Origin of the sequence: Pseudomonas sp. NS1(2017), assembly GCF_002269425.1 — a bacterium.
Lineage (GTDB): Bacteria > Pseudomonadota > Gammaproteobacteria > Pseudomonadales > Pseudomonadaceae > Aquipseudomonas > Aquipseudomonas reactans.
Window position 1 is genome coordinate 987957 of the sequence record NZ_CP022960.1, and the last position, 20671, is coordinate 1008627.

At 60.9% G+C, this 20671-nt stretch carries 22 protein-coding genes; 7 read left to right on the forward strand and 15 right to left on the reverse strand.

Annotation, left to right across the window (positions count from 1 at the left end):
• Positions 1-121: 121 nt before the first annotated feature.
• The 3 genes from CI807_RS04775 to CI807_RS04785 form a co-directional block, all read right to left on the reverse strand.
• Complete coding sequence (locus CI807_RS04775; RefSeq protein WP_025999960.1) at positions 122-955, reverse strand: thymidylate synthase; 834 nt, start codon at positions 953-955, stop codon at positions 122-124.
• Positions 956-1009: 54 nt separating this feature from the next.
• Positions 1010-1822 carry a prolipoprotein diacylglyceryl transferase gene (gene lgt, locus CI807_RS04780; RefSeq protein ID WP_010207296.1) on the reverse strand — a complete coding sequence of 271 codons (813 nt, stop codon included), beginning with the start codon at positions 1820-1822 and terminating at the stop codon, positions 1010-1012.
• A gap of 78 nt (positions 1823-1900) precedes the next feature.
• Positions 1901-2683, reverse strand: a complete 783-nt coding sequence (locus tag CI807_RS04785) for a sulfite exporter TauE/SafE family protein (RefSeq protein ID WP_095013905.1) — start codon at positions 2681-2683, stop codon at positions 1901-1903.
• 120 nt (positions 2684-2803) lie between these two features.
• On the opposite strand from CI807_RS04785, the gene CI807_RS04790 reads away from it, so the two are divergent.
• On the forward strand, positions 2804-3550 hold the full coding sequence (locus tag CI807_RS04790; protein WP_095013906.1) for an NRDE family protein: 747 nt from the start codon (positions 2804-2806) through the stop codon (positions 3548-3550).
• Between the two features lie 90 nt (positions 3551-3640).
• Here CI807_RS04790 and ptsP read toward each other — a convergent pair whose 3' ends face one another.
• Together ptsP and CI807_RS04805 are read right to left on the reverse strand one after the other, a co-directional pair.
• On the reverse strand, positions 3641-5920 hold the full coding sequence (gene ptsP / locus CI807_RS04800) for a phosphoenolpyruvate--protein phosphotransferase (protein WP_095013907.1): 2280 nt from the start codon (positions 5918-5920) through the stop codon (positions 3641-3643).
• A 22-nt stretch (positions 5921-5942) separates the two neighbouring features.
• The gene (locus tag CI807_RS04805) at positions 5943-6422 is read right to left on the reverse strand and encodes an RNA pyrophosphohydrolase (protein WP_003176750.1); all 480 of its coding nucleotides are present in this window, start codon (positions 6420-6422) and stop codon (positions 5943-5945) included.
• Positions 6423-6565: 143 nt separating this feature from the next.
• On the opposite strand from CI807_RS04805, the gene CI807_RS04810 reads away from it, so the two are divergent.
• Entirely contained in the window at positions 6566-7222 is a 657-nt protein-coding gene (locus CI807_RS04810; protein ID WP_095013908.1) for an HAD family phosphatase, read from the forward strand.
• 106 nt (positions 7223-7328) lie between these two features.
• Here the strand turns inward: CI807_RS04810 and CI807_RS04815 are convergent, their stop codons facing one another.
• Positions 7329-7742 carry a DUF2269 family protein gene (locus CI807_RS04815; protein WP_095013909.1) on the reverse strand — a complete coding sequence of 138 codons (414 nt, stop codon included), beginning with the start codon at positions 7740-7742 and terminating at the stop codon, positions 7329-7331.
• Positions 7743-7783: 41 nt separating this feature from the next.
• Positions 7784-9328, reverse strand: coding sequence for a threonine ammonia-lyase, biosynthetic (ilvA, locus tag CI807_RS04820; RefSeq protein ID WP_256578781.1), 1545 nt, complete (start codon positions 9326-9328; stop codon positions 7784-7786).
• Between the two features lie 108 nt (positions 9329-9436).
• Between ilvA and rpiA the strand changes: the two genes are divergently transcribed.
• Positions 9437-10111, forward strand: coding sequence for a ribose-5-phosphate isomerase RpiA (rpiA, locus tag CI807_RS04825; RefSeq protein WP_095013911.1), 675 nt, complete (start codon positions 9437-9439; stop codon positions 10109-10111).
• On the opposite strand, the gene CI807_RS04830 is transcribed toward rpiA, so the two are convergent.
• The 4 genes from CI807_RS04830 to CI807_RS04845 all read right to left on the reverse strand — a co-directional run bounded on the left by CI807_RS04830 (position 10098) and on the right by CI807_RS04845 (position 14348).
• Positions 10098-11006: an SdiA-regulated domain-containing protein gene (locus CI807_RS04830; protein WP_095013912.1), complete on the reverse strand. Its 909-nt coding sequence runs from the start codon at positions 11004-11006 to the stop codon at positions 10098-10100. The two genes, rpiA and CI807_RS04830, sit on opposite strands and share 14 nt — an antisense overlap.
• A gap of 120 nt (positions 11007-11126) precedes the next feature.
• A complete protein-coding gene (locus CI807_RS04835) occupies positions 11127-12053 on the reverse strand; it encodes an SdiA-regulated domain-containing protein (protein ID WP_095013913.1) in 927 nt (308 codons plus the stop codon).
• A gap of 213 nt (positions 12054-12266) precedes the next feature.
• Positions 12267-12932: a fumarylacetoacetate hydrolase family protein gene (locus CI807_RS04840; protein WP_016979016.1), complete on the reverse strand. Its 666-nt coding sequence runs from the start codon at positions 12930-12932 to the stop codon at positions 12267-12269.
• A gap of 21 nt (positions 12933-12953) precedes the next feature.
• Positions 12954-14348: an FAD-binding oxidoreductase gene (locus CI807_RS04845; RefSeq protein WP_016979015.1), complete on the reverse strand. Its 1395-nt coding sequence runs from the start codon at positions 14346-14348 to the stop codon at positions 12954-12956.
• A gap of 205 nt (positions 14349-14553) precedes the next feature.
• On the opposite strand from CI807_RS04845, the gene serA reads away from it, so the two are divergent.
• Positions 14554-15783: a phosphoglycerate dehydrogenase gene (gene serA / locus CI807_RS04855; RefSeq protein ID WP_003195214.1), complete on the forward strand. Its 1230-nt coding sequence runs from the start codon at positions 14554-14556 to the stop codon at positions 15781-15783.
• 63 nt (positions 15784-15846) lie between these two features.
• Here the strand turns inward: serA and CI807_RS04860 are convergent, their stop codons facing one another.
• Positions 15847-16287: a DUF4399 domain-containing protein gene (locus CI807_RS04860; RefSeq protein ID WP_095013914.1), complete on the reverse strand. Its 441-nt coding sequence runs from the start codon at positions 16285-16287 to the stop codon at positions 15847-15849.
• Positions 16288-16421: 134 nt separating this feature from the next.
• Between CI807_RS04860 and CI807_RS04865 the strand changes: the two genes are divergently transcribed.
• Positions 16422-16946: a transporter substrate-binding domain-containing protein gene (locus CI807_RS04865; RefSeq protein WP_095013915.1), complete on the forward strand. Its 525-nt coding sequence runs from the start codon at positions 16422-16424 to the stop codon at positions 16944-16946.
• Here the strand turns inward: CI807_RS04865 and CI807_RS04870 are convergent.
• Both CI807_RS04870 and CI807_RS04875 read right to left on the reverse strand, forming a co-directional pair.
• Positions 16940-17428: a DUF523 domain-containing protein gene (locus tag CI807_RS04870; RefSeq protein WP_095013916.1), complete on the reverse strand. Its 489-nt coding sequence runs from the start codon at positions 17426-17428 to the stop codon at positions 16940-16942. The genes CI807_RS04865 and CI807_RS04870 overlap by 7 nt on opposite strands.
• 2 nt (positions 17429-17430) lie before the next feature.
• Entirely contained in the window at positions 17431-18063 is a 633-nt protein-coding gene (locus CI807_RS04875) for a 2OG-Fe(II) oxygenase (protein WP_025999959.1), read from the reverse strand.
• Positions 18064-18194: 131 nt separating this feature from the next.
• Here CI807_RS04875 and CI807_RS04880 point away from each other — a divergent pair, with 131 nt between their 5' ends.
• A complete protein-coding gene (locus tag CI807_RS04880; protein WP_095013917.1) occupies positions 18195-18947 on the forward strand; it encodes a DUF2059 domain-containing protein in 753 nt (250 codons plus the stop codon).
• Between the two features lie 100 nt (positions 18948-19047).
• Here CI807_RS04880 and CI807_RS04890 read toward each other — a convergent pair whose 3' ends face one another.
• Positions 19048-19968: an alpha/beta hydrolase gene (locus tag CI807_RS04890; RefSeq protein WP_095013918.1), complete on the reverse strand. Its 921-nt coding sequence runs from the start codon at positions 19966-19968 to the stop codon at positions 19048-19050.
• Positions 19969-20067: 99 nt separating this feature from the next.
• Between CI807_RS04890 and CI807_RS04895 the strand changes: the two genes are divergently transcribed.
• The gene (locus CI807_RS04895; RefSeq protein ID WP_095013919.1) at positions 20068-20643 is read left to right on the forward strand and encodes a DUF6436 domain-containing protein; all 576 of its coding nucleotides are present in this window, start codon (positions 20068-20070) and stop codon (positions 20641-20643) included.
• Positions 20644-20671: the final 28 nt, after the last annotated feature.

Here is a 20671-nt window from a genome sequence, read left to right on the forward strand (position 1 = left end):
TCACTGTAGGAGCGAGCTTGCTCGCGAAGAACTTGAAACCGCCGCGCTAGACCCTACACGCTGCGTTATCGTTGACGTTTTTCGCGAGCAAGCTCGCTCCTACAGTGACCGAGACAGCCTTTTAGATGGCCACGTCGGCCTTGATGCTTGGGTCGGCGTCGTAACCGACGATTTCGAAGTCTTCGAACTTGTAGTCGTAGATCGACGCCGGTTTGCGCTTGATCACCAGCTCCGGCAGCTTCTTCGGCGTACGCGCCAGTTGGGTGCGGATCTGCTCCATATGGTTGCTGTAGGCATGGGTGTCGCCGGTGGTGACGATGATCTCGTGAGGGATCAGGTCGCACTGCTGGGCCAGCATATGGGTAAGCAAGGCCAGCGCGGCGGTGTTGTACGGCAGGCCGAGGAACACGTCGGAGCTGCGGATGTACAACTGCATCGACAGGTGACCGTCGTGCACAAACGCCTGGTACAGCAGGTGGCACGGCGGCAGTGCTTGCTTGCCGTTGCGCGCGTTTTCCTGCGGGCTCTGGGTCTCGTCGGGCAGGTACTCGACGTTCCAGCCGTGGAACAGGATGCGCCGGCTGTTCGGGTTGGTCTTCAGCGTGTGGACCATGTAATCGATCTGGTTGATCGTGCCACCATCCTTGGTCGGCCAGGCGGTCCACTGTTCGCCGTACACCGGGCCCAGGTCACCGTCTTCGGTGGCCCATTCGTCCCAGATCTTTACGCCGTTTTCGTTGAGCCACTTGATGTTGGTGTTGCCGCTCAACATCCAGATCAGCTCGTTGGCGATGCTTTTGAAGTGAAGCTTCTTGGTGGTCAGCAGCGGGAAGCCGTCGGCCAAGTTATGCCGATACTGACGGGCAAACACGGCCTTGGTGCCGGTGCCGGTGCGATCGCCCTTGGTCAATCCATTGGTCACGACGTCGTTCAGTAGCTCGAGATATTGCTTCATTTTTTTACCCGTATCGTTGAAGCCGAGGTTGCGCAACCGCCTCGGCATTCGAATTTAAAGCGCGGTGTTCTTCAAAGGTTGCGGGCGATTGTACGCCCACCACAGCAAGCCCAGGCCGCCGAGGATCATCGGCAGGCTGAGGATCTGGCCCATGGTCACCCAACCGAACGCCAGGTAGCCCAACTGCGCATCCGGCACGCGCACGAACTCGACGATGAAGCGGAATATCCCGTAGAACAGCGCGAACATGCCGGAAACCGCCATGGTCGGGCGTGGCTTGCGCGAAAAGATGTACAGGATAAGGAACAGCGCCACGCCTTCCAACGCGAACTGGTAAAGCTGCGACGGATGGCGCGGCAACTGCGCCGGGTCGCTGAACGGCGGGAACACCATGGCCCACGGCACGTCGGTCGGCTTGCCCCACAACTCGGCGTTGATAAAGTTGCCGATACGCCCGGCGCCCAGGCCGATCGGCACCATCGGCGCGACGAAGTCCATCAGTTGGAAGAACGACTTGCCGTTGCGGCGACCAAACCACCAGGCGGCGATCATCACGCCGATAAAGCCGCCGTGGAACGCCATGCCGCCCTTCCACACTTCGAAGATCAGCGTCGGGTTGGCGATGTACGCGGAGAGATCATAGAACAGCACATACCCCAGGCGTCCGCCGACAATCACCCCCATCGACAGCCAGAAAATCAGGTCGGAGAGCTTCTCCTTGGTCCAGGTCGGGTCGAACCGGTTCAGACGGCGGGAAGCCAGGAACCAGGCACCGCCAATGCCGATCAGGTACATCAACCCGTACCAGTGGATTTTCAGCGGACCGATGGCCAGGGCCACCGGGTCGATCTGCGGGTAAGGCAGCATTGCGACTCCTCGTTAATCATTCGTTATAGCGCCCGGGACCATGCCGGGCCGCGATTAAGCCTGCATTATTCAAATTCTTTAAAGCAAAAAGTTTATGCCGACACAGAACAGCAGTCCGGCGAATAGCCGTTTCAGCAAACGCGGCGACAGCTTGTGCGCCAAGCGTGCACCAAAGCGGGCAAACACCATGCTGGTCAGGGCAATGCCCAGCAGCGCCGGCAAATACACGAACCCTAGACTATGAGCGGGCAACAGCGGGTCATGCCAGCCCAGAATCATGAAACTTAATGCACTGGCCAGCGCAATCGGCAGGCCGCAGGCCGATGAAGTGGCCACCGCCTGCTGCATCGGTACGCTGCGCCAGGTCAAAAACGGCACGGTCAGCGAGCCGCCGCCAATCCCGAAAATCGCCGAGGCCCAGCCGATAAACGTACCGGCGACGGTCAAGCCAACCTTGCCCGGCACCGTTCGACTGGCCTTGGGCTTCACATCCAGCGCCAGTTGCACGGCCACCAGCAAGGCGAACACGCCAATGATCTTTTGCAGGTGCGGGCCGGAAATCGCTTCGGCGGTCAGTGCACCAAAGCCCGCGCCGATCAGGATGCCCACGGTCATCCACACAAAGATCGGCCAACGCACCGCGCCCCGTCGGTGATGCTCGCGCACGGCATTCACCGAGGTAAAGATGATGGTCGCCAGCGAAGTGCCCACGGCCAGGTGGGTCAGCACCTGCGGGTCGAAGCCCTGCAAGGTGAAGCTGAACACCAGCACCGGCACGATGATGATCCCGCCGCCCACGCCAAACAGCCCGGCGAGTACGCCCGCACAGGCGCCGAGCAGCAAATACAGCAGAAATTCCATGGGAGCCCCCCAACCAAGTCCGGCATGTTAACGGATGGAAGGCATGCGACCCAACTGGATACGATGGAACGCCTCTGCTTGAGTGGGTAGAGTGGCTAAAAACACAAAAGGGATCGCCTGATGTGCCTGATTGTTTTCGCCTGGCGGCCGGGCCACGCCCAACCGCTGATCGTCGCGGCCAACCGCGATGAGTTCTACGCCCGCCCCAGCCTGCCGCTGGCCCAGTGGCTGGATGCGCCGGAGGTCTACGCCGGCCGCGATCAGGAAGCCGGTGGTACCTGGTTGGGAGTGAATGCCGACGGCCGCTTTGCGGCGCTGACCAATATCCGCGACCCGCACCAGCCACCGGCCCGCAAATCCCGTGGCGAGTTGGTCGCGCGGTTTCTCAGCGGTTCGCTGCCGATTGAAGAGTATTTGGCCGATGTTAACGGCCGTTCAATTGAATATGCCGGGTTTAACCTGCTGGTGGGCACGCGGGATGAGTTGTGGCACTACAACGCCAATCACACTGAGCCGACGCGATTGGAGGCCGGGGTGTATGGATTGTCCAACGCTGGGCTGGATACGCCGTGGCCCAAGCTGCTCAAGGCCAAGGCAGCGTTGAGCGCGGTGCTGGATGATCCGCAGCCGGAGGCGTTGCTGGAGATATTGAGCGACCCGCAGACGGCGCCTTTTGCAGACCTGCCGGATACCGGGGTGGGCTTGGCGACGGAGAGTCTGTTGTCGAGCGTGTTTATCGCCAGCCCAAGTTATGGGACGCGGGCGAGTACGGCGCTGATCGTGAATGCCGACGGGACGCGGCGGATGCTAGAACGCAGTTTCGGGCCGCACGGTGGGCGACTAGGCGAGGTAGAGCTCTACCTGTAGGAGCGAGCTTGCTCGCGAAAAACCTGAGAGCGCTGCGGGGAATCAGACCCCCCGCGTTATCGTTGACGTTTTTCGCGAGCAAGCTCGCTCCTACAAGGTTTTTGCGGAGGCCGGGTTGATCATCCGCGTCAGCCCCAGATTCTTCAGCGCCAACTGCAACGAGCTGTGGATAACTTGCGGGTTGTCGATGGTCATCAGCTCTGCCAGCAAATCCTTGGCCATCCCCAAGTCAACCTGACGCAGCATCCACTTCACCTTCGGCAAGTTGGTGGCGTTCATCGACAGGCTGTCAAAACCCATCGCCATCAACAGCACTGCCGCCGCCGGGTCGCCGGCCATCTCACCGCAGATACTCACCGGCTTGCCTTCGGCGTGGGCGTCGCGCACCACGTGTTGCAGGGCTTGCAGCACCGCCGGGTGCAGGTAGTCGTAGAGGTCGGCCACCCGTGGGTTGTTGCGGTCCACGGCCAGCAGGTATTGGGTCAGGTCGTTGGAACCCACTGACAGGAAGTCCACCTGCCGCGCCAGTTCCTTGGCCTGGTACACCGCCGCCGGGATTTCGATCATCACGCCAATCGGCGGCATCGGTACGTCGGCGCCTTCGTCGCGCACTTCGCCCCAGGCGCGGTGGATCAGGTGCAGCGCCTCTTCAAGCTCATGAGTGCCGGAAATCATCGGCAACAGGATGCGCAGGTTGTTCAGGCCTTCGCTGGCCTTGAGCATGGCGCGGGTCTGTACGAGGAAAATTTCAGGGTGGTCGAGGGTCACGCGAATGCCGCGCCAGCCCAGGAAGGGGTTGTCTTCCTTGATCGGGAAATAAGACAGTGACTTGTCGCCGCCGATATCCAGGCTGCGCATAGTCACCGGCAACGGGTGGAAGGCCTGCAGTTGCTCGCGATAAATCGCCAGCTGCTCCTTCTCGCTCGGGAAACGCTGGTTGATCATGAACGGCACTTCGGTGCGGTACAGCCCCACCCCTTCGGCGCCTCGCTGTTGCGCCCGGGCCACGTCGGCCAGCAGGCCGGTGTTGACCAGCAACGGCACACGATGACCATCGGTGGTCACGCATGGCAGCTCGCGCAACGAATCGAGGCCCAGCGCCAGTTGTTTCTCTTCCTCAACCACCTCGGCGTATTGCTTGCGCAGTACTTCGCTGGGGTTGGTGAACACTTCACCGCGATGGCCATCGACGATCATGCCGATGCCGTCGACCTTGGCGTATGGCAGGTCGACCAGGCCCATCACCGTCGGGATGCCCATGGCACGCGCCAGGATCGCGACGTGGGAGTTACCCGAACCCAATACCGAGACCAGGCCCACCAACTTGCCCTCTGGCACTTCGCCGAGCATGGTGGCGGTCAGTTCTTCACTGATCAGGATGGTGTTGTCGGGGTAAACCAGGTTGGTGGTGCGGTCTTCCTGCAGCTTGGCCAGCAGACGGCGACCGAGGTCGCGCACATCCGAGGCCCGCTCACGCAGGTAGTCGTCATCCATCATTTCGAAACGGTTGACGTGATCGGTGACCACCTGGCGCAGTGCGCCCTGGGCCCACTGGCCGGTCTTGATCACGGTCTTGACTTCGTTACCCAGGGACGCGTCGTCGAGCATCATCTGGTACACGTCGAACAGCGCACGCTCTTCGGGGCGCAGCTGGGTGGCCAGCTTGTTCGACAGGTTGCGCATGTCGGCGCGCACGCCTTCCAGGGCGGTCTTGAACAGTTTGATTTCAGCGTCGATGTCGTTGACGGTCTTGTCCGGCACCACATCCAGGTCTGCCGGCGGCAACATGACCACCGCCGTACCGACCGCCGCGCCCGGCGAACCCGGCACACCGACGAACTTGGCTTCCTGGATGCCCTTGCCTTCACGCCCCAGGCCGCGAATCGAGCCGGTGGCTTCAGCGTGGGCGATTACGCCCGCGAGCTGCGCGCTCATGGTCACGAGGAAGGCTTCTTCACCTTCGTCGAACTGGCGGCGTTCTTTTTGCTGGATGACCAACACGCCGACGACGCGGCGGTGGTGAATGATCGGTGCACCGAGGAACGAGGCGTAACGCTCTTCGCCGGTTTCGGCAAAGTAGCGATAACGCGGGTGATCGGCCGCGTTTTCAAGGTTCAGGGGTTCTTCACGCGTCCCCACCAGGCCCACCAGACCTTCATTGGGCGCCATGCTGACCTTGCCGATCGAGCGCTTGTTCAAGCCCTCGGTGGCCATCAGCACAAAACGGTTGGTCTCGGGGTCCAGCAGGTAAACCGAGCAGACCTGGCTGCCCATGGCTTCCTTGACGCGCAACACAATAATCCCCAACGCCGCCTTGAGATCCTTGGCGGAGTTAACTTCCTGGACGATCTTGCGCAGCGTATTGAGCATGGCTCGGGGTCGAACTCCGTCGTCAGTCGCGCGCTAAAAGGCGCGGGGCAAGCTCTTTGAGAGCGCGACGATAAACTTCGCGCTTGAATGTCACCACCTGGCCCAACGGGTACCAATAGCTGACCCAGCGCCAACCATCGAACTCCGGTTTACCGGTCAAATCCATCCGCACCCGCTGCTCATTGGAGATCAGCCGCAGGAGAAACCATTTCTGCTTCTGGCCGATGCACAGCGGTTGGCTGTGGGTACGCACCAGGCGTTGCGGCAAACGATAGCGCAACCAGCCACGGGTACAGGCCAGAATTTGTACATCTTCGCGCTCAAGGCCGACTTCTTCGTTCAACTCACGGTACAAGGCGTCTTCAGGGGTTTCGTCGGGGTTGATTCCGCCTTGAGGAAACTGCCAGGCATCTTGGTTGATTCGGCGAGCCCATAGCACCTGTCCGGCATCATTCGTAAGAATAATCCCGACATTAGGACGGAAACCATCGGGGTCGATCACGGCAACAACCTCGCAAACGCATGTCGCCGCATTGTTCCACAAAGGTTGATGAAGCGGCAACGAGGCTTCTTACCTTATGTGCACTCTTGTGAAAAGACCGTATTCTGGACGCCTTTTTACAGACATTTCAGCGAGTAACTGCAATGCGCCTGGCTTTATTCGACTTGGACAACACCCTCCTCGGCGGTGACAGCGATCACGCTTGGGGCGATTACCTGTGTGAACGCGGGATTCTTGACCCGGTGGCCTACAAGGCCCGCAACGACGAGTTCTACCAGGATTACCTGGCCGGCAAGCTCGACAACGCCGCCTACCTGAACTTCAGCCTGGAAATCCTCGGCCGCACCGAGAGGGCCCAACTGGACGAGTGGCACAACGACTTCATGCGCGACTGCATCGAACCGCTGATGCTGCCTAAAGCCGTGGAACTGCTGGCCAAGCACCGCGCCGCCGGTGACAAGCTGGTGATCATCACCGCCACCAACCGTTTCGTCACCGCACCGATTGCCGCACGCCTGGGCGTGGAAACCCTGATCGCCACCGAATGCGAGATGGAAAACGGCCGCTACACCGGGCGCAGCACCGATATTCCGTGCTTTCGCGAGGGCAAGGTGACGCGCTTGAACCGTTGGCTGGAAGAAACCGGGTACAGCCTGGAAGACAGCTACTTCTACAGTGATTCGATGAATGACCTGCCTCTGCTGGAGCAGGTGACTCATGCGGTGGCGGTGGATCCGGACCCGAATCTGCGGGCTGAAGCCGAAAAGCGTGGATGGCCGGTGATCACATTGCGTAGCTGATCGGCTTCACCTGTAGGAGCGAGCTTGCTCGCGAGAATCGTCAATGATGACGCGGGCATCCTGAATGAACGCGGTGTCCTTGCGTTTTTCGCGAGCAAGCTCGCTCCTACACAGGCTTGGCACCCATCAACCCGGCAATCGCCACAAACCCCACCAAACTGACCACCGCCAGCACCAGCGTGAAGTTCAGGCTACCACCCTCGCCCTTGCGCAGGCGATTGAGCCGCGCCACCAGCCAGAACCAGGCCAGCGCCGCCACGGTGTAGAGGAGGCTGGAGCCCAGGATCCAGGTCTGCCCAAGGGGCCAGCCGATCAGGTGCACCAGCCACCAGCCGGTAAACGGCATGCTCACCACACACACGCCCATCAACAACCAGACGAACGCCCATGGGCGCTGCACGGTCACCGCGGGGCCCGCGCTGCGTTTGCGCCAGGCCAGTACCGCCAGGCCCAGGCCGCTGAGCAGCAGCAATACCGTGGCCGCGATGTGGATAACTTTCAGGGTGATCAGGGTTTCCATGTCTCTTATCTCTCAAAGGCCGCCCCAATCAGCGTAGTCGCTCAACCGAGGAACAGTTTATAGGCCGGGTTATCGCTTTCATCCCAGTACGGGTAGCCGATGGCTTCCAGGGCTGCCGGTACCAGGTGACGCTCGTCCGCCGGCACTTGCAGGCCGGCGACCACACGGCCGTCGGCTGCGCCGTGGTTGCGATAGTGGAACATCGAGATGTTCCAGCGCCCGCCCAATTTGTTAAGAAAGTTGAACAAGGCCCCCGGACGCTCCGGGAATTCGAAGCGAAACACCACTTCATTGCTGACGTGAGCCGCATGGCCGCCGACCATATGGCGGATGTGCAACTTGGCCAGCTCGTTCTCGGTCAGGTCCAGCACCGGGAAGCCCTGGCCTGTCAGGCTGGCGATCAGCGCGCTGCGCGGGTCGTTTTCCGGGTGGGTCTGCACGCCGACAAAGATGTGCGCTTCGCTGCCGGAGTGGAAGCGGTAGTTGAATTCGGTGATCTGACGCTTGCCCACGGCCTCGCAGAACGCCTTGAAGCTGCCAGGTTTCTCGGGGATGGTCACGGCGATGATCGCTTCGCGGCCCTCACCCAACTCGGCGCGCTCGGCCACATGGCGCAGGCGGTCGAAGTTGACGTTGGCGCCGGAGTCGATCGCCACCAGGGTCTGCCCGGTGACGCCACGGGTCTCGACGTACTTCTTGATACCCGCCACACCCAATGCCCCTGCCGGCTCGGTGATGGAACGGGTGTCGTCGTAGATGTCCTTGATCGCCGCACAGATTTCATCGGTGCTCACGGTGATCACTTCATCCACGTAATCCTTGCAGATGTCGAAGGTGTGCTGGCCGATCTGCGCCACCGCCACGCCATCGGCGAAGAGACCAACGGTTGGCAGTACCACGCGCTCGCCCGCAGCCAGGGCGGCTTGCAGGCAATTGGAGTCGTCCGGCTCGACGCCGATGATCTTGATGTCGGGGCGCAGGTATTTCACGTACGCCGCAATCCCGGCAATCAGCCCGCCGCCGCCCACCGGGACGAAAATCGCGTCCAGAGGCCCCGGGTGCTGGCGCAGGATCTCCATCGCCACGGTGCCCTGCCCGGCAATGGTGTGCGGATCATCGTAAGGGTGGATGTAGACGTAGCCTTTTTCGTCGACCAGCTTGAGTGAGTAGGCCAGGGCTTCCGGGAAGGAATCGCCATGCAGCACCACTTTGCCGCCACGGGAGCGCACGCCTTCGACTTTGATCTCCGGGGTGGTCTTGGGCATCACGATGGTGGCTTTCACCCCCAGCACCTTGGCTGCCAGGGCCAAGCCCTGGGCATGATTGCCCGCCGACGCCGTGACCACGCCGCGCGCGCGCTCCTCAGCCGTCAGCTGGGTCAGCTTGTTGTAGGCGCCGCGAATCTTGAACGAGAACACCGGCTGCAAGTCTTCACGCTTGAGCCAGACCTTGTTGCCCAGCCGCTCGGAGAGCTGGCGGGCGGTCTGCAACGGGGTTTCTACGGCAACGTCGTAAACGCGCGAGGTGAGGATCTTTTTGACGTACTGTTCAAGCATCGGCGGGCTTCTACTTTCACGGTTTGGCAGGGCCAAGGAGTCTAACCCGGCTTTTGGCCGGGCGACCACACGAATCCCGAGGTTTTGTTGGGTTATACTCGCGCCCCTCGTTAACTCCCCGCCCGTTCCGGAGCCCGCATGACCCAGGATCAACTCAAACAGGCAGTGGCCCAGGCCGCTGTCGATTTAATCCTTCCTAAACTCGACGACAAGAGCATCGTCGGTGTCGGCACCGGCTCCACCGCCAACTGCTTCATCGACGCATTGGCCCAGCACAAGGGCGCGTTCGATGGCGCCGTGGCCAGCTCCGAAGCCACCGCCGCGCGCCTGAAAGGCCACGGCATTCCGGTGTACGAGCTCAACACCGTGAGCGACCTGGAGTTCTACATCGACGGCGCCGACGAAAGCGACGAACACCTGAACCTGATCAAGGGCGGCGGCGCAGCCCTGACCCGCGAGAAGATTGTCGCGGCCGTGGCCAAGACCTTTATCTGCATCGCCGACGCCAGCAAGCTGGTGCCGGTACTCGGCGCGTTCCCACTGCCGGTGGAAGTGATCCCGATGGCCCGCAGCCACGTGGCCCGCGAGCTGGTGAAGCTGGGCGGCGACCCGGTGTACCGCGAAGGTGTGTTGACCGACAACGGCAACATCATCCTCGACGTGTTCAACATGCAGATCACCCACCCGGTGGAGCTGGAAACTCAGATCAACGCGATCGTCGGCGTGGTCACCAACGGTCTGTTCGCCGCGCGTCCGGCGGACGTGCTGCTGCTGGGCACCGCCGAAGGCGTGAAAACCCTCAAGGCTTCTTGAACACGTAAAACAGGTTCGGCTCGCTCACGAGGTACAACGCGCCCTCGTCATCCATGGCGATCCCTTCGGCCTGAGGCACCCGCTTTTTCAGGCCATGGCGCCCGTTCAGCAGTGACAGACTGCTCAGCGGGCGACCGTCGATATCCAGTTCAAGCACCAGGAACGACTCATCCGACAGCGCCAGTAAATGGCCGCTGCGCTCGTCGTATTGCAGGCTCGACAGGTCACGCACAAACAATCCGGCATCACGCTTGGGGTTGTTGATCACGTGCACCGAATAGGTTTTTTCCGGCTTGAAGTGGGGAAAACCGTGGACCTCGTAGATCAGCATCGGGTCGCGCTCCTTGGCCACGAACAGGCGCTTGCCCACCGAGTCATAGGCCAGCCCCTCAAAACCCTTGTTACCACCCACGTGCAGGCCCAAGGTCATCTGCTCCGCATCGGCGGCGTCGAGGAATTGGGTGTCGTCGTCCACATGCACTTTGATCAGCCGCTGCTGGCGCTCATCGCTGATCACGTAAATGTTGTCGCTGATGAATTCCACCGCCTCGGCATCGCCAAACCCTATCAAGGGAATCCGCCGCAGGATCTTGCCCTCAAGGGACAACTCGATCAGTTCGGCGTTTTTATTGGTGACGGTAAACAGGCTTTTGCGCACCGGGTCGAAGGTCAAGGCCGACACATCGTCCTCCAACCCCTCGATCACTTGGGCTTCCAGGGTCACACGGTAGTCCGCCAGGCCAATGGAGCGCTCATCCGTCGGCTGGCGCCACGCCTGCCAGTTGAACCAGGCGCGCTCGAACAGGCGGAAATGTTGCGCAACGGCCCCGGCGCTGACCAAGGCGATCAGCGCAAGCATGATGAGAAGGGGTTTGGGGCGGGCTAGTCGTCGCATCGGGCGGGCTCAAAATCAAAAGTGGCGAATGAATATCACGCCTGTCTGAATTTAAACTTAAACGCGCCCGGCTGTCTGGCGAATGCCGCTCATAGAGACATATCCGACGTAATCGGTGTGCTATTTCTGCTTTTCGAAGCGATAGAACAGGTTGGGCTCACTGACGATGTACAGCGTGCCGTCCTCGTCCATGGTCACGCCTTCCGCCCGAGGAATGGTGTGTTTGAGGCCATTGAAGCCGCCGAGCAGGGTCATGAAGCTGACTTGCTCACCCTTCTCGTCCAGCTCCAGCAGCAAGTGGGAGTCGGCCGACAGCACCAGCAGATGCCCGGTACGCGGGTCGACGGCCAGGGCCGAGAGGTTGCGCATGTCCAATTCCTTGCTGGCCAGCTTTTGCTTATCGCCAGACAGAGCCGGGCCGCCATCGCTTTTCCAGGTAAACAGCGCCGGCGGGCGCTCCTCGCCCAGTACCAACTGCTGGTGGCGCTTGTCCCAGGTGATGGCTTCAAAGGCTTTGTTCTGGTCCTTGGACGGGCCCAGGTCATAACTCGGGAAATCGGCCTTGTTCAACGCAGTGGTGGCGGCGTCGACTTTGACGAGGGTCAGCGTGTGCTGGCGCTCATCGACCACGGCGATCAGGCCGTTTTCCATCACTGTCACGCCTTCCGGGTTATCCCAACCGTTGAGCGGCATCTTGCGCAGCACGTCGCCTTGCAGGCTCAACTCAGCGAGGAACGGGTTTTTGCCCATTACGGAAAACAGGGTTTTGGTCAGGGGGTTGTAGGAGACGTCGGACGCCTCGTCCTTTTCCATACCCGGTAAAAGCTTACCGTCGATCACGGCATGGTAGTCCGGCAGCCACACGCTTTCCTGACGTTCGGCCGGCGTTTCGAAACGTTCCAGCACCCACAGCACGCCGCGATCATCCCAGTGCATGGCCCAGGCAACGCCATAGGAGATCACCCCCACCAGCAACAGCCAGGAATACCAGCGCAAGGCAAAGCGAGAACGCGGCTTGGGTGTAGCGGAGGGCAGGGACACGGCCATTGAGCGCTTTTTCCGGAAAGTCAGCGTTAGGTGATAGCACAGGAATGACAGGCCCGCGCGCAAGAGGCTGAGGATTATCCGGATGGTGTGTGAAAAAAATGCAAAAAGCGAATGACCTGTAGGAGCCGGCTTGCCGGCGATGGGATCGACGGGGTGTGCCAGTTGCACCGCACTGACCCCATCGCCGGCAAGCCGGCTCCTACAAGAGCGGGTTCAGCGAACGCTGCTTTCGAAGCGGTTCACACCCGACAGTTCCAACACTAGCTCATCGCCCACATTCAGCGGGCCCACGCCGGCCGGTGTGCCGGTGAGGATCACATCGCCCGCTTGCAGGGAGAAGCAGCCGGCCATGTGCTGGATCATCGGGATGATCGGGTTGAGCATCTGCGCACTGTTGCCATCCTGGCGCACTTCGCCATTGATGCTCAGGCGGATGCCGATGTCGGTCACGTCCGGGAAGGTGCTGCCCACCACGAACGGCGCGATTACCGCCGCACCATCGAAGGACTTGGCGATTTCCCACGGCAGGCCCTTGGCTTTCAGCTCGGCCTGTTTGTCACGCAAGGTCAGGTCCAGGGCCGGGGCGAAGCCGGAAATCGCATCCAGCACTTCTTCACGGCTGGGCTTGGTCGACAAGGGTTTGCCGATCAATACCGCGATTTCCGCCTCGTAGTGCACCGAGCCGCGTTCGGTCGGGATGCTGAAACCGCCTTCCAGCGGCACCACGCAGCTGCCCGGCTTGATGAACAGCAGCGGCTCGGTGGGTACCGGGTTGTCCAGTTCCTTGGCATGTTCGGCATAGTTACGCCCGATACACACCACTTTGCCGAGCGGAAAGTGGATGTTGGTGCCGTCGACATACTTGTGCTGGTAGCTCATGGAACGACTCCTTCAGGGCGATTAAACAGCGAAGATCTTGCCAGGGTTCATGATCCCGTTCGGGTCGAACACGGCTTTGACGGCCTTCATGTATTCGATTTCAACCGGCGAGCGGCTGTAAGTCAGGTAGTCACGTTTGGTCATGCCTACGCCGTGTTCGGCGGAGATCGAACCGTTGTACTTCTCGACGGTTTCAAACACCCACTTGTTCACGGTGGCGCACTTGGCGAAGAACTCGTCCTTGCTCAGGTTTTCTGGCTTGAGGATGTTCAGGTGCAGGTTGCCGTCGCCAATGTGGCCGAACCAGACGATTTCGAAGTCGGGGTAGTGTTCGCCGACGATCGCGTCGATTTCCTTCAAGAACGCCGGCACTTTGGAGACAGTTACCGAGATATCGTTCTTGTACGGGGTCCAGTGGGAAATGGTCTCGGAGATGTACTCGCGCAATTTCCACAGATTGTGCAGTTGGGTTTCGCTCTGGCTCATCACGCCGTCCAGCACCCAGCCCTGTTCCACGCAGTGTTCGAAGGTTTCCAGCGCGTGGTTGGCGACTTCTTCGGTGGTGGCTTCGAATTCCAGCAGTGCGTAGAACGGGCACTCGGTTTCGAAGGGCGCCGGCACGTCGCCACGGCCCATGACCTTGGCCAGGGCCTTGTCGGAGAAGAATTCGAAGGCGGTCAGGTCCAGCTTGCTCTGGAACGCGTGCAAGACCGGCATGATCGAGTCGAAGTCGGTCGTGCCCAACACCATGGCGGTGAGGTTTTTCGGTGCACGGTCCAGGCGCATGGTGGCTTCGACCACAAAGCCCAGGGTGCCTTCAGCGCCGATGAACAGCTGGCGCATGTCGTAGCCGGTGGCGTTCTTGATCAGGTCGCGGTTCAGTTCCAGTACGTCACCCTTGCCGGTGACGACTTTCATGCCGGCCACCCAGTTACGGGTCATGCCGTAGCGAATCACCTTGATCCCGCCGGCATTGGTGCCGATATTGCCGCCAATCTGGCTGGAACCGGACGATGCAAAGTCCACCGGGTAGTACAGGCCCTTTTCTTCAGCGACGTTCTGCAATTGCTTGGTGACCACGCCCGGCTGGCACACGGCGGTGCGGTCGGTGAGGTTCACGTCGAGGATCTGGTTCATATAGTCGAACGACACGACCACTTCGCCATTCGCCGCCACGGCAGCGGCCGACAAACCGGTACGCCCGCCCGATGGCACCAGCGCCACCTTGTGGGTATTGGCCCAACGCACAATGGCCTGGACCTGCTCAGTGGTCTTGGGGAAGACAATGGCGGTCGGCGCGGGTGCGAAGTGCTTGGTCCAATCCTTGCCGTAAGCCTCCAGGGAGTCTGCATCGGTCAGCACTTTGCCGGGCTCAACCAGGGTCTTTAGCTCATCAATCAGGGCAGGATGGGTCATCGACAGAACTCTCGAACAATTCATGGTCATCCTGAGAACGCTTCACGTCGCAGGAATAGGTGTTTAGCGGGGCGCGTATGCTAGCATACCGCCCCCGCAGGACAGAGCCCAAGGGCGTTTCTGCGGTGACGGCTTTCCTGCCGTCCGGGTCAGCTTGTGCTGCTCGATTCCCTGCCATTTTTCTCCGGGATACAGGTTTACGCAGATGAGCAAGACTTCTCTCGATAAGAGCAAGATCAAGTTCCTTCTTCTGGAAGGCGTCCACCCATCGGCTGTCGACGTTCTGAAAGCCGCCGGGTACACCAGCATTGAGTACATCACCAGTTCTCTGCCGGAAGCCCAACTCAAGGAAAAGATCGCCGACGCGCACTTCATCGGCATTCGCTCCCGCACTCAGCTGACCGAAGAGATCTTCGATCACGCCAAGAAACTCGTGGCGGTCGGCTGTTTCTGCATCGGCACCAACCAGGTCGACCTCAACGCAGCGCGCGAGCGCGGCATCGCGGTGTTCAACGCACCGTACTCCAACACCCGTTCCGTTGCGGAACTGGTGCTGGCCGAGGCCATCCTGTTGTTGCGCGGCATTCCTGAGAAGAACGCTTCCTGCCACCGTGGCGGCTGGATCAAGAGCGCGGCCAACTCCTTCGAAATCCGCGGCAAGAAGCTGGGTATCGTCGGTTACGGCTCGATCGGTACTCAGTTGTCGGTCCTGGCTGAAGGCCTCGGCATGCAGGTGTTCTTCTACGACACCCTGACCAAGCTGCCATTGGGCAACGCCACGCAAGTGGCCAGCCTGACCGAGCTGTTGGGCATGTCCGACATCGTGACCCTGCACGTTCCGGAAACCGCTGAGACCCAGTGGATGATCGGCGAGAAGGAAATCCGCGCCATCAAGAAAGGCGGCATCCTGATCAACGCTGCCCGTGGCACCGTGGTCGAGCTGGACGCCCTGGCCGACGCGATCAAGGACAAGCACCTGATCGGCGCCGCCATCGACGTGTTCCCGGTGGAGCCGCGCTCCAACGACGACATCTTCGAAAGCCCGCTGCGTGGCCTGGACAACGTGATCCTGACCCCGCACATCGGCGGTTCCACCGCTGAAGCGCAGGCCAACATCGGCCTGGAAGTTTCGGAGAAGCTGGTCAAGTACAGCGACAACGGTACCTCGGTATCGTCCGTGAACTTCCCGGAAGTGGCCCTGCCGGCTCACCCTGGCAAGCACCGCCTGCTGCACATCCACCAGAACATCCCTGGCGTGATGATGGAGATCAACAAGGTCTTCGCGGAAAACGGCATCAACATCTCCGGTCAGTTCCTGCAGACCAACGAGAAGGTTGGCTACGTGGTGATCGACGTCGACGCCGAGTACTCGGACCTGGCGCAAGAGAAACTGCAGCACATCAACGGCACCATTCGTAGCCGCGTGTTGTTCTAAGGTTTCGCCGCAACATGAAAAAGGGAGCCCCTCGGGGCTCCCTTTTTTGCATCTGAACAAATCTTACTTAACGTTAACCGTGATCACTTTCGAGGCTACAGTGGGCTCGAACTGGCGGTGCACGTTATCGCCCGCCACCAGCTGCAAGGTGTGCTTGCCAGGTGCGAGGGTCAGCTCGGTTTCGGTTTGCGCCTTGCCGAAGTGAATCGACGTGGCCGTGGCCGGAATGGCTTCGTCGGCCTTGAGCGACGTCACATCCTGGTCGACCAGCAGGTGGTGGTGGCCGGCGCCCGGTACTTGCTTGTCGATCGGTTCCAGGTCCAGGCCCTTGACGCCGAATTTGACGGTGAAGGTTTTGTCGACGGTTGCGCCGTCTTTGGGCGAGACGATAAACACCTCGGCGCCTTTGGGCGCAGGCGTACGAGGCACATCAGCGGCATTGGCCAACATCGAGGCACCCAGCAGCAGGCTGGCAATCGTTGCACGGGACAAAAGGGCTTTCATTCGCTTCTCCAGTTTTTCTGTGAAATCTGTAGGGTTATGACAACTTCGCGACAAATTGCTGTCCAAGGCACTCAACACCATAGCAAAGCGATGCTGAACGGCGCCTCGCACATTAAAAATCTCTAGGAGTGACCATGCGCTTTTCGCCTGGCCTGTTACTTTTGCTTCCCCTTCTGAGCCCCTTGGCGCATGCCGAACTGCTCGATGATGTATTTGATCGGGGCGAACTGCGTATTGCAGTCGTGGCCGAAAACCCGCCATTTAGTTTCAAGGAAGGTGACAAACTCACCGGCTTGGAAGTGGAACTCGGCGAGCAACTGGCCAAGGAGATGGACGTGCGCGCGTCGTTCATCATCACCGATGCGACTGACCTGCTCCCGGGAGTGGAGAGCGGCAAGTACGACGTGGCGATGAACTATATTGCTGTGACTCCCGAATTGCAGGATCGGTTCGATTTCAGTGAGCCTTACGGCGAATCCCGGGGGCGCATGACAGGCCCGTCGACCCTCTACGCGATGCCGTTCCAGAAGGGCAACCCGGCATTCAAGTCAAGCCTGAACAACGCACTGCAACGATTCAAATCCGACGATCGATTCAGGAAATTGTTGCAGAAGTGGCTTGTCGATTACCCAAACCGCCCGGCCGCCCAGACTCAATAATCGCCAGTGTTCAATGCCTGGGCTGCCTGCACCAATTCCAGTTCACTGAACACCAGCACGCCGTGGCGTTTGAGCAGCGCAGCCGTCACACCTTCGCCACTCACCTTCACGCCGCTGAAGGTGCCGTCGTAAGTCAGCAGATTGCCGCACGACGGGCTATTGGCCTTGAGCACTGCGATGCGGATGTGGTGGCGCTGCACCAGCGCCAAGGCCTGGCGCGCACCGTCGAGGAAGGCCTCACTGAAATCTTCGCCCTCAGCCGTCAGCACCTGGGCACGCCCCTCCCAGACATCCACGCCTTGCCCGCCGGGAATCTCGGCGGGTGGACGTGGCGTTGGCAAACCACCCGACACTTCCGGGCAGATGGCAACCACACGCCCCTCGGCCTGCCACACCGCCAGTTGATCGAACGGCCCGCTGGCGCCACCGTCGTAGCGCACCTTGTGCCCCAGAAGGCAGCGGCTGATCAATATCTTTTCCATGCTCAGAACGGCTCGTTGCCCCGCCGACGAAACCAGCCGGTAAGGGACAGGCGTTCGCGCGTGGCGGGCATGACTTCGTGGGGCACTTCGCCCGACAGGAACACCACCAGGCAACCGCCGGTGGGCACCACATCGTATTCGACGCCGTCCTTGAGGTACATGCGCAACTGGCCACCATGCTCGGGCAGCCAGGCATCGTTCAAGTAGATCACTGCCGAGACCATGCGCCGGTCATCGTCGCGAAAACGGTCCAGGTGCTTGAGGTAGAACGCACCCGGCGGGTACATCGCGAAATGGCTTTCGAAATCTTCGAGGCCGAGGAATAGGCCACGGTTCATCGCCAAACGCAGGCTGTCCATCAGCGCCATGTAGGTGTCGCAGACCGCCGCGTCACCGTCTTCCAGCCACTGGATATGGTCACCGCGAATGCCTTCGCGAATCTCCTGGGCCGGGCCGCGCCCCACCGCCGCCGGGGCCAGTTCACCCTCGGCCGCACGTTTACGGCACTCAGCCGCCAGTTCCAGGGTCAGAGCCTGGGGCAGGAAGCCGTCCTGCCGGGACCAGCCCTTTTCGGCCAGGTCGTCGACAATACGTTGCAGCAAGGGGTGATCGAGGGGTATTTGCATGGCGCGCATAGTATCCATACGCCTGTGAATCCGACAGAGCCGCCGAGCGTCTGAAGATACTTTAGTCAGGTGACTGATAGGACTTCTCGACAAATCCTACGCCCGACACGGACAATAGTGGCCGACTGACAGGAGTCCATATGCGTCGTTTGTTTTTTTCCTTGCTGATGTTCTGCGTTTTGCCCGCCTGGGCAGACGGCCATGACCAGTTGTACAAGGTCGCCGGCTGGGCCGAACAACGTGCGCATTTCAATGACGCCCTCAGCGCCGCCCAGCAGCGCTACCGCAACAGCCTGCCGCCGGCGGTGTACCAGGCGCTGGTGGACAACAGCAATAAACGCTTTGCCGCCCAGGCTGTGGACCAGCGTGCCGAAGCGCAATTGCGCAAGAATCTGGCGGATCCCAAACCTGCCCTGGCGTTTTTCCAATCGCCCCTGGGCCGTAAGATTGTCGCCGCCGAGTTACTGGCCACGCGCCGCGATCAGTTGGCGAAAAACGCCCAGGGCCTGCCGAAAATCGAAGCCGATGCCACCCGTAGCCTGATCATCGGCCACCTGGCCCAGGCCCTGCCGGCCCGTGAAGCCGGCGCGGAAGTCAGCCTGGCGATTGCCGGGGTGGCGGCCGACAGCTTGAGCCAGATGATTCCCGGCCTGCTGGGTGGTGGGCAAGCCCAGGGCATGTTGAACGGCCAGCGCGAGCGGCTGATGCAACAGATCGACAAGGATCTGAACAACACGCTGCTGTACGTCTATCGGGATTTGTCCGACCCTGAACTGGAAGAGTTCGCGACGTTTGCCGAGTCGCCGGAGGGTAAGGCGTATTACCAGGCTGCCCTCGCAGCCATTCGCGCCGGGCTGGCTGTCGGCCAAAGCACTTCAAGCCTGGCGCCCTGACCCCCTGTAGGAGCGAGCTTGCTCGCGAAGGTCGTTAACGATTACGCGGGGCATCTGAATAAACGCGGTGCGTGTGCGTTCTTCGCGAGCAAGCTCGCTCCTACAGGTGGTCCGTTAAGTATCGGAAGTACTCGTCACGAATCTCCGGAATCTCATTGGCCAGGTGATGCCTACCACGCGGCAGCATCAACACCTCGGGCTGGTCGAACTTGCCCCGCAACACCTGCAGGTTGTGCTGCCAGTCGACCGTCATGTCTTCCCCACCTTGAACAATCACCAGCCGCCGAGGGCTGCGCGGTGCGGCTTCAATGCGTTTGATCCAGCGCGCCAAGGCGCCGACCCAGGCGGTCGGCAGTTGGCGCGGCTGCAGCGGGTCGGCTTCCAGGAACGGCTTGAATGCAGGGTCGTTGGTGTTCTCGCTGAATCGCCGCGCGATGCCTTTGACGAACGGACGCAGCAGGTAATAGCTGATCTGCGACCACCCCCAGGCACGTGGCCGCACCAGCGGTGACAGCAGGAAAGTCTTGCCCTGGGCCGGGCTGTCGGCGCCATGGTTGAGCAGGTGATCCACCACCACCGCGCCGCCGGTGCTTTGCCCGAACAGGTGCCAGGGTTGCGGCAGTTGCAGCACTTGCGCCTGGGTGAACAGCGCCTTCACCACCTGTTGATACACCGCAAAATCATCGATGCTGGCACGCACGCCACTGGACAGGCCATGCCCCGGCAAATCGCAGGCGATCACCACGAAGCCCTGCTCCAGCGCCCACTTCACCACATGGCGGTACAGCCCCATGTGGTCGTAGAAACCGTGGAACATGAACATCGTCGCCACCGGCGCGGGCGGCCACCACACCTGGGCCACCACCTCAAACCCCTCCACCTCGAAACGCCCAATGCGACTCACGGCCTGGTCCAGACCGTAAAAACGCTGGTAGACCCGAGCCTCGGCGCTGAGCGGTTGCGCATCCACCAGGGGTCGCAGGCTTTCGCGCAGATGATCGGGGTCAAAGGTGACAGGCATAAAGGGTTCCAGACTGACGGCAAAGATGAATATCGAGCTGCGATATTCATCTGTCAGGACAAGCATGGCAAGCTACGCGACCTTCGAGGATACATCTGAATGCGACAGCCCTACCGCACCGCCTTGTTCGCGAGCCTGATCCTGGTGATCTGCGCCGGCGTGCTATGGGCGGCGTATGACTGGTTCCAAGGCCGCTACCTGCGCGCCTTCAGCGAGCACACGGCGGTGTTTTCCGGCGACCCGTTGAAGCTGCCCGCCGACCTTGCCGGCCCCGGCCCGATCCGCCTGGTGCACTTCTGGGACCCGGCGTGCCCGTGCAACGTCGGCAACCAGCAGCACTTGGGCGAGCTGATCGAGCAGTACGCGCCCCAAGGCGTCGAGTTCTATGCCCTGCAAAAGCCCGGCAGCCACGGCCAATTGCCCGACAACCTGCGCCGCATGAAAACCCTCACCGTCCTGCCCGGCGCCGAGCAAGTGCCGGCCAGCCCGGCCGTGGGTATCTGGGATCGCAGCGGCAAGCTCGCGTACTTCGGGCCCTACAGCGAAGGCCTCACGTGTAATTCCAGCAACAGTTTTATTGAGCCGATCTTGAAGGCCCTTGAAACAGGACGCGAGATAAATGCCACGCACACCCTGGCGGTGGGCTGCTATTGTTCGTGGCCAAAAGGCTCGTAACTCGCCACCCCACTCTTGGTAAGGAATG

Excerpts from the sequence above, each read along its gene's own strand:
- CI807_RS04775 (WP_025999960.1), bottom strand. The coding sequence starts at position 955 with ATGAAGCAATATCTCGAGCTACTGAACGACGTCGTGACCAATGGATTG.
- lgt (WP_010207296.1), bottom strand. The coding sequence starts at position 1,822 with ATGCTGCCTTACCCGCAGATCGACCCGGTGGCCCTGGCCATCGGTCCG.
- CI807_RS04785 (WP_095013905.1), bottom strand. The coding sequence starts at position 2,683 with ATGGAATTTCTGCTGTATTTGCTGCTCGGCGCCTGTGCGGGCGTACTC.
- CI807_RS04790 (WP_095013906.1), top strand. The coding sequence starts at position 2,804 with ATGTGCCTGATTGTTTTCGCCTGGCGGCCGGGCCACGCCCAACCGCTG.
- ptsP (WP_095013907.1), bottom strand. The coding sequence starts at position 5,920 with ATGCTCAATACGCTGCGCAAGATCGTCCAGGAAGTTAACTCCGCCAAG.
- CI807_RS04810 (WP_095013908.1), top strand. The coding sequence starts at position 6,566 with ATGCGCCTGGCTTTATTCGACTTGGACAACACCCTCCTCGGCGGTGAC.
- CI807_RS04815 (WP_095013909.1), bottom strand. The coding sequence starts at position 7,742 with ATGGAAACCCTGATCACCCTGAAAGTTATCCACATCGCGGCCACGGTA.
- rpiA (WP_095013911.1), top strand. The coding sequence starts at position 9,437 with ATGACCCAGGATCAACTCAAACAGGCAGTGGCCCAGGCCGCTGTCGAT.
- CI807_RS04830 (WP_095013912.1), bottom strand. The coding sequence starts at position 11,006 with ATGCGACGACTAGCCCGCCCCAAACCCCTTCTCATCATGCTTGCGCTG.
- CI807_RS04835 (WP_095013913.1), bottom strand. The coding sequence starts at position 12,053 with ATGGCCGTGTCCCTGCCCTCCGCTACACCCAAGCCGCGTTCTCGCTTT.
- CI807_RS04840 (WP_016979016.1), bottom strand. The coding sequence starts at position 12,932 with ATGAGCTACCAGCACAAGTATGTCGACGGCACCAACATCCACTTTCCG.
- CI807_RS04845 (WP_016979015.1), bottom strand. The coding sequence starts at position 14,348 with ATGACCCATCCTGCCCTGATTGATGAGCTAAAGACCCTGGTTGAGCCC.
- serA (WP_003195214.1), top strand. The coding sequence starts at position 14,554 with ATGAGCAAGACTTCTCTCGATAAGAGCAAGATCAAGTTCCTTCTTCTG.
- CI807_RS04860 (WP_095013914.1), bottom strand. The coding sequence starts at position 16,287 with ATGAAAGCCCTTTTGTCCCGTGCAACGATTGCCAGCCTGCTGCTGGGT.
- CI807_RS04865 (WP_095013915.1), top strand. The coding sequence starts at position 16,422 with ATGCGCTTTTCGCCTGGCCTGTTACTTTTGCTTCCCCTTCTGAGCCCC.
- CI807_RS04870 (WP_095013916.1), bottom strand. The coding sequence starts at position 17,428 with ATGGAAAAGATATTGATCAGCCGCTGCCTTCTGGGGCACAAGGTGCGC.
- CI807_RS04875 (WP_025999959.1), bottom strand. The coding sequence starts at position 18,063 with ATGCGCGCCATGCAAATACCCCTCGATCACCCCTTGCTGCAACGTATT.
- CI807_RS04880 (WP_095013917.1), top strand. The coding sequence starts at position 18,195 with ATGCGTCGTTTGTTTTTTTCCTTGCTGATGTTCTGCGTTTTGCCCGCC.
- CI807_RS04890 (WP_095013918.1), bottom strand. The coding sequence starts at position 19,968 with ATGCCTGTCACCTTTGACCCCGATCATCTGCGCGAAAGCCTGCGACCC.
- CI807_RS04895 (WP_095013919.1), top strand. The coding sequence starts at position 20,068 with ATGCGACAGCCCTACCGCACCGCCTTGTTCGCGAGCCTGATCCTGGTG.